This is a genomic window from Streptomyces sp. NPDC048442, from assembly GCF_040651475.1.
In the GTDB taxonomy this organism is placed as follows: Bacteria; Actinomycetota; Actinomycetes; order Streptomycetales; family Streptomycetaceae; genus Streptomyces.
In genome coordinates, this window is the sequence record NZ_JBEZKB010000065.1 from 1 (window position 1) to 6,300 (window position 6,300).

The 6,300-nt window shown below is 70.7% G+C and carries 1 protein-coding gene; it reads left to right on the top strand.

Annotated features, from left to right (window positions below; genetic code table 11):
• Window positions 1-6,300: amino acid adenylation domain-containing protein (locus AB0D18_RS41135; RefSeq protein ID WP_362430831.1), on the top strand; the 6,300-nt coding region annotated here is incomplete at both ends.

The following is a 6,300-nucleotide window of genomic DNA, read 5'->3' on the forward strand; positions in this document are numbered from 1 at the left end:
CTGGCGGGGTGCGCTGGCGGGGCTGCCGGAGGAGCTGACGCTGCCCGCGGACCGTCCGCGTCCGGCGGAGATGAGCCACCGAGGCGACACCGTCGACTTCCACGTCCCGGCCGAACTCCACGCCCGGCTCGGCGAACTCGCCCGGACGACCGGCACGAGCCTGTTCATGGTCGTCCAGGCGGCACTCGCCACCCTGCTGCACCGCCTCGGCGCCGGCACGGACATCGCGCTCGGGTCGCCCGTCGCCGGGCGTACGGACGAGGCGCTGGACGATCTCGTCGGGTTCTTCATCAATACGCTGGTGCTGCGTACGGACCTCTCGGGTGATCCGACGTTCCGCGAGCTGGTGGAGCGGGTCCGGGAGACGGACCTGGCGGCGTACGCGAACCAGGACGTGCCCTTCGAGCGGCTGGTGGAGGTCCTCAACCCGGCCCGCTCCATGGCCCGCCACCCGCTCTTCCAGGTGTCGCTGCAGCTGCAGAACATTCCGTCGGCCGAACTCGAACTGCCCGGCGTGGCAGTGAGCCGGCAGCCGGTCCGTCTGGACACCGCGAAGTTCGACCTCTCGTTCACTCTCGCCGAGGCGGCGGACGGTCTGGCGGGGAGCGTGGAGTTCGCGGTCGACCTCTTCGACCGGGTGTCGGTGGAGGACATCGCCGGACGGCTGGTGCAGGTGCTGGAAGCGGTGAGCGCCGATCCGGGGATACGGGTCGGCGAGGTGGAGGTCCTGTCGTCCGGCGAGCGGGAGCTGGTGCTCGGGTCGTGGGCGGGGGAGCGCCACGCGGCGGAGCCGGTGTCGTTCCACGGTCTGTTCGAGGCCTGGGTGGAGCGGACTCCCCACGCGCCGGCCGTGGCGGGTGCGGGGTTGGTGCTGTCGTACGCGCAGGTGGAGGAGCGGGCGAACCGCTTGGCGCACTGGCTGATGGGCCGGGGCGTGGGCCCGGAGGGTGTGGTGGCGTTGGTGCTGCCGCGTTCCGTGGACATCGTGATCGCGCAGCTTGCGGTGCTGAAGGCGGGAGCGGCGTACCTGCCGGTGGACCCGGACTACCCCGCAGAGCGGATCGCCTACATGCTTCAGGACGCACATCCGGTCCTTGTCCTGAGGGAACTGCCCGCGCTGGACGACGAGGTGTCGGCTGCGCGGCCCGGTGCGGTGGTGTCCCCGTCCAGTCCTGCGTACGTGATCTACACGTCGGGGTCGACGGGCCGCCCCAAGGGTGTGGTGGTCACGCACGGTGGTGTGGGGAGTTTCGCGGCCACCGGGGTGGAGCGTTTCGCGGTGGACGCGGAGAGCCGGGTGCTGCAGTTCGCCTCGCCGAGCTTCGACGCGTCGGTGCTGGAACTGGTGATGACGTTCGCGGCGGGTGCCACGTTGGTGGTGCCCGCGCCGGGTCCGCTGGCCGGTGAGGTACTGGCCCAGGTGCTGGTCTCGCAGGACATCACCCACGCTTTGATTCCGCCGGCGGCGCTGGCGAGTGTTGCGCAGGGCGGCTTCCCGCGATTCCGTTCGCTGATCGTCGGAGGCGACGCCACGTCGGCGGAGCTGGTGGACCAGTGGGCGCCGGGGAGGCGCATGGTCAACGCGTACGGGCCCACCGAAGCGACGGTTGCGGCCACGATGTCCGCGCCGCTGGCGGCCGGATCCGGTGTTCCGGGGATCGGCACCCCTGTGCTCAACACCCGTACCTACGTTCTGGACGGTGCTCTGCGTCCGGTCGTACCGGGAGTGGCAGGGGAGTTGTATGTCGCGGGTGCGGGACTGGCCCGGGGGTATCTCGGTCGCCCGGGGCTGACGGCGGAGCGGTTCGTCGCCGACCCGCACGGTGCGGCGGGGGACCGGATGTACCGCACGGGTGATGTGGTGCGCTGGTCCCGTACCGGTGAGCTGGAGTACCTGGGCCGTACGGACGATCAGGTGAAGGTGCGCGGATTTAGGATCGAACTCGGTGAGATCGAGACCGTTCTGGGCGGCCACGACACGGTGGGCCAGGTCGCGGTGGTCGTGCGGGAGGACCAGCCCGGCGTCAAGCGCCTGGCCGCCTACCTCGTCCCCGCACCCGGTGGGGTTCTTGCCCTGGACGTGCTGCGGGCGCATGTCGGGGCCACGCTGCCGGACTACATGGTCCCCTCCGCCTTCGTGGTCCTCGACGCGCTTCCCCTGACCGTCAACGGCAAACTCGACCGCAAAGCCCTCCCGCTGCCCGAGTACACCGGGGCCGGTCAGGGGCGGCTGCCCCGCAGTGCCCGGGAAGAGACCCTCTGCGGCATCTACGCCGAGCTGCTCGGTCTCGATTCCGTTTCCGCCGACGACAGCTTCTTCGAGCTGGGTGGCGACAGCATCGTGTCGATTCAGCTGGTGAGCCGGGCGCGGAGGGCGGGGTTGGTGTTCTCCGCGCGTGAGGTGTTCCAGCACCGGACGCCCGAGGCACTTGCTGTGGTCGCGCAGGGCGTGTCGGCGGAGCGTGCCGAGGATCCGGAGGCGGGTCTGGGGGCGGTGGCGGAGACGCCGATCGTGGGGTGGCTGCGTGAGCTGGGCGGCTCCGCGGACGGGTTCAACCAGGCGATGGTGTTGCGGACGCCTACGGGGGTGACGTTCGAGGGTCTGGAGTCGGCGCTTCAGGTGCTGCTGGACCGTCACGATGTCCTGCGTTCGCGTGTGGTCCGTGTGGAGGGTGCCTGGGGTCTGGAGGTGGCGCGGCCGGGGTCGGTGCGTGCGGGGGACGTGCTGTGCCGGGGTGGTGGTGATGTGAGTGACGGGGCGCGTGCTGCGCAGTTGCGGCTGGCTCCGGAGGCCGGGGTGATGGTCCAGGCAGTGTGGTTCGAGGATGCGGGCCGACTGTTGCTGATGGTTCATCACCTGGTGGTGGACGGGGTGTCCTGGCGGGTGCTGCTGCCGGATCTCGCGCAGGCGTATGCGGGTGCTGAGCTGGAGCCGACCGGTACCTCGTTCCGGCGCTGGGCGCAGGAGTTGCACGCCCTCGCTGCGGAGCGTGCGGCCGAACTCCCCCTCTGGGAAGCCGTATTGGCCGGTGGGGATCCGCTGATCGGTGCCCGGCCGCTGGACCCGGAGGTCGATACGGCCTCCACCGTCCGGCATCTTTCCCTCACTCTCCCCGCCGACATCACCGGACCGCTGCTCACGCAGATTCCGGCCCTGTTCCACGCGGGCGTCAACGACGTCCTGCTCACCGCGTTCACCCTCGCTGTCACGGAGTGGCGCGGCACGGGCTCCGGCAGTGTTCTCGTGGATCTCGAAGGCCACGGCCGTGAGGACGTTGTCGAGGGAGTGGACACGTCCCGGACCGTGGGCTGGTTCACCAGCATGTTCCCGGTCCGGCTCGACGCGGCGGGAGCCGGTGACCCCGGCCGTGCCCTCAAGGCGGTCAAGGAGCAGCTGCACGCCCTGCCCGACAACGGCATCGGCTACGGCCTGCTGCGGTATCTGAACCCGGAAACCTCCGGCGTTCTGTCCCAACTGCCCACCCCGCAACTCGGGTTCAACTACCTGGGCCGCTTCGACGCGGCTGAGGGCGGGGCGGCTGCCGACTGGGCCCTGTGCTCCGACGCCGACCTCGGTGACGGCCGGGACCCCGGCATGCGTCTCACTCATGCGCTCGACCTCAACGCCGTCACCCAGGACCACGCGGAGGGCCCGCGCCTGGTCGCCGACTGGTCTTGGCCGACCGCGCTGTTCACCGAGGACGAGGTGCGTACGCTCGCCGAGGGATGGTTCCGTGCCCTGCGGTCCCTCGCCGCTCAGGCGGCCGACCCCGATGCGGGTGGGCTCACCCCCAGTGACCTGCGGCCGATGGTCTCGGTGACCCAGAAGCAGCTCGACAGGTTCGAGACCGAGTACGGCCTCCTCACCGACGTACTGCCGCTCTCACCGCTCCAGCAGGGCCTTTACTTCCACGCCGTCTACGACGAGCAGGGCGACGACGTCTACACCGTCCAACTCGCCCTCGACATCGAGGGACCGCTGCGTGCCGAAGCCCTCCGGGCAGCCGCCCACGCCCTGCTCGGCCGCCACGGCGGCCTGCGGGCCGCGTTCCGGCACGAAGGACTCGACGCGGCACTCCAGATCATCCCCGCAGGATTCGAACTCCCCTGGCAGGACGTCGACCTGACGACTCTTCCCCAGGAGGAGCGCGAGCCGGCACTGCGCCGCTGGATGACCGAGGACCGGGCCGTGCGCTTCGACCCGGCACGCCCGCCGTTGATGCGTTTCGCGCTGCTGAGGACGGGCGCCGACCAGCACCGGCTGGTCGTCACCAACCACCACATCCTGCTCGACGGCTGGTCCATGCCCGTCCTGGTCAAGGAGCTGCTGACGCTGTACGGCAGCTCCGGGGACGGCGCCGCCCTGCCGCGTGTGACCCCGAACCGGGACTACCTGGCGTGGGTGGCCGCACAGGACCGTACCGTCGCGACGAGCGCCTGGCGGCAGGTCCTCGACGGACTCGACGAGCCGACCCTGGTGGCCCCCGCGGGCCGTGACGGCAGCCCCGCCGCCCCCGACCGCGTCACCGTGGACCTCCCGGCCGCCCTCACCGAGCGGCTCACCGCTCTCACCCGCACCGGAGGGGTCACCCTCAACACCCTCTTCCAAGCCGCGTGGGCGATGGTGGTGGGTCAGCTGACCGGCCGTCAGGACGTGGTGTTCGGCGGTACGGTCTCGGGCCGTCCCCCGCAGATACCGGGCATCGAGTCGATGGTCGGGCTCTTCATCAACACCCTTCCGGTACGAGTCCAGCTGGACCCGTCCGAGACCCTCGCCGCGCTCCTCGGCAGGCTCCAGGACCAGCAGGCCGGGCTCATGGACCACCAGTACCTCGGCCTGACCGACATCCAGCAGACGGCAGGCCTGGGCGAACTCTTCGACACCCTGGTGGTGTTCGAGAACTACCCGCTCGACCCGGACGTGCTGGAGGTCGGGGGCGGGCTCCTCGTCACCGGCATCGAGGGCCACGACGCCACCCACTACCCGCTCATCCTCACTGCCGTACCCGGTGAACGCCTCCAGCTGCGGCTGGACTTCCGCACCGACCTCTTCGACGCCACCGCGGCGGACACGCTGATGGGCCGGCTCGTACGGTTCCTGGAGAACGCTCCCGAGCAGTACGACACCCCCGTCGGCCGGCTCTGCCTGCTCGGCGCGCAGGAGCGGCACCAGCTGCTCGTCACCTGGAACGAAACCCAGCAGAACGAGTCCGAGGACCGGCCGGTCCCCGAACTCTTCGCCGACCTCGCGGCCTGGTCACCGAACAGCGAGGCCGTCGTCTCCGACACGGGAGTGCTCTCCTTCGGTGAGCTCGACGCCCGTGCCAACCGTCTCGCGCACCACCTCATCGCCGCCGGCGTACGGCCCGAGGAGCGGGTGGCGCTTCGCATGGAGCGCTCGTCCGACCTGGTGGCAGCCGTACTGGCAGTCCTGAAGGCGGGTGGCGTGTACGTGCCGCTCGACCCGCGCTTCCCCGATTCCCGCGTGCGGCACATCCTCGCCGAGACGGGCGCGAACGTTCTGATCACCGACGCGGTGTCCGCCCCCTCCGGCGCCACGACGGGCGGGGAGTCGGGCCCGACGTCGGACCTGACGGTGATCGAAGCCGGTCCGGTCCTGACCTCACCCGACCACCCCACGCACGATCCGGCTGTCACGGTACGTCCGGACCAGCTGGCCTACGTGATGTTCACCTCCGGCTCCACAGGTCTCCCCAAGGGCGTCGGCGTCACCCACCGCGACATCGCCGCGCTGGCAGCCGACCGCCGGTTCGAGTTCGGGCACGACCGGGTGCTGATGCATTCGCCGACCGCGTTCGACGCCTCCACCTACGAGCTGTGGGTGCCGCTGCTCGGCGGCGGCCGGATCGTCGTCGCCGCACCGGGCGACCTTGATGCGGTACGTCTGCGGGAGACCATCACACGCCACGGAATCACCGCGCTCTGGCTGACCGCAGGACTCTTCCGGCTGATCGCCGAGGAGGGGCCGGGCTGCCTCGCCCGCCTCAACCAGGTGTGGACGGGCGGAGACGTGGTGCCCGCCGCGGCGGTGCGCCGGGTGCTCGACGCCTGCCCCGGTCTCGTCGTGGTGGACGGCTACGGGCCCACCGAGACCACGACCTTCGCCACGACATACACGATCAGGTCCGCGGCCGACATCCCGCACACCGTTCCCATCGGCCGGCCACTGGAGTCCATGCGGGTCTACGTCCTGGATGCGGGTCTGCGGCCGGTGCCGGTGGGGGTTGCGGGGGAGTTGTATCTGGCGGGTTCGGGTCTGGCGCGTGGGTATCTGGGGCG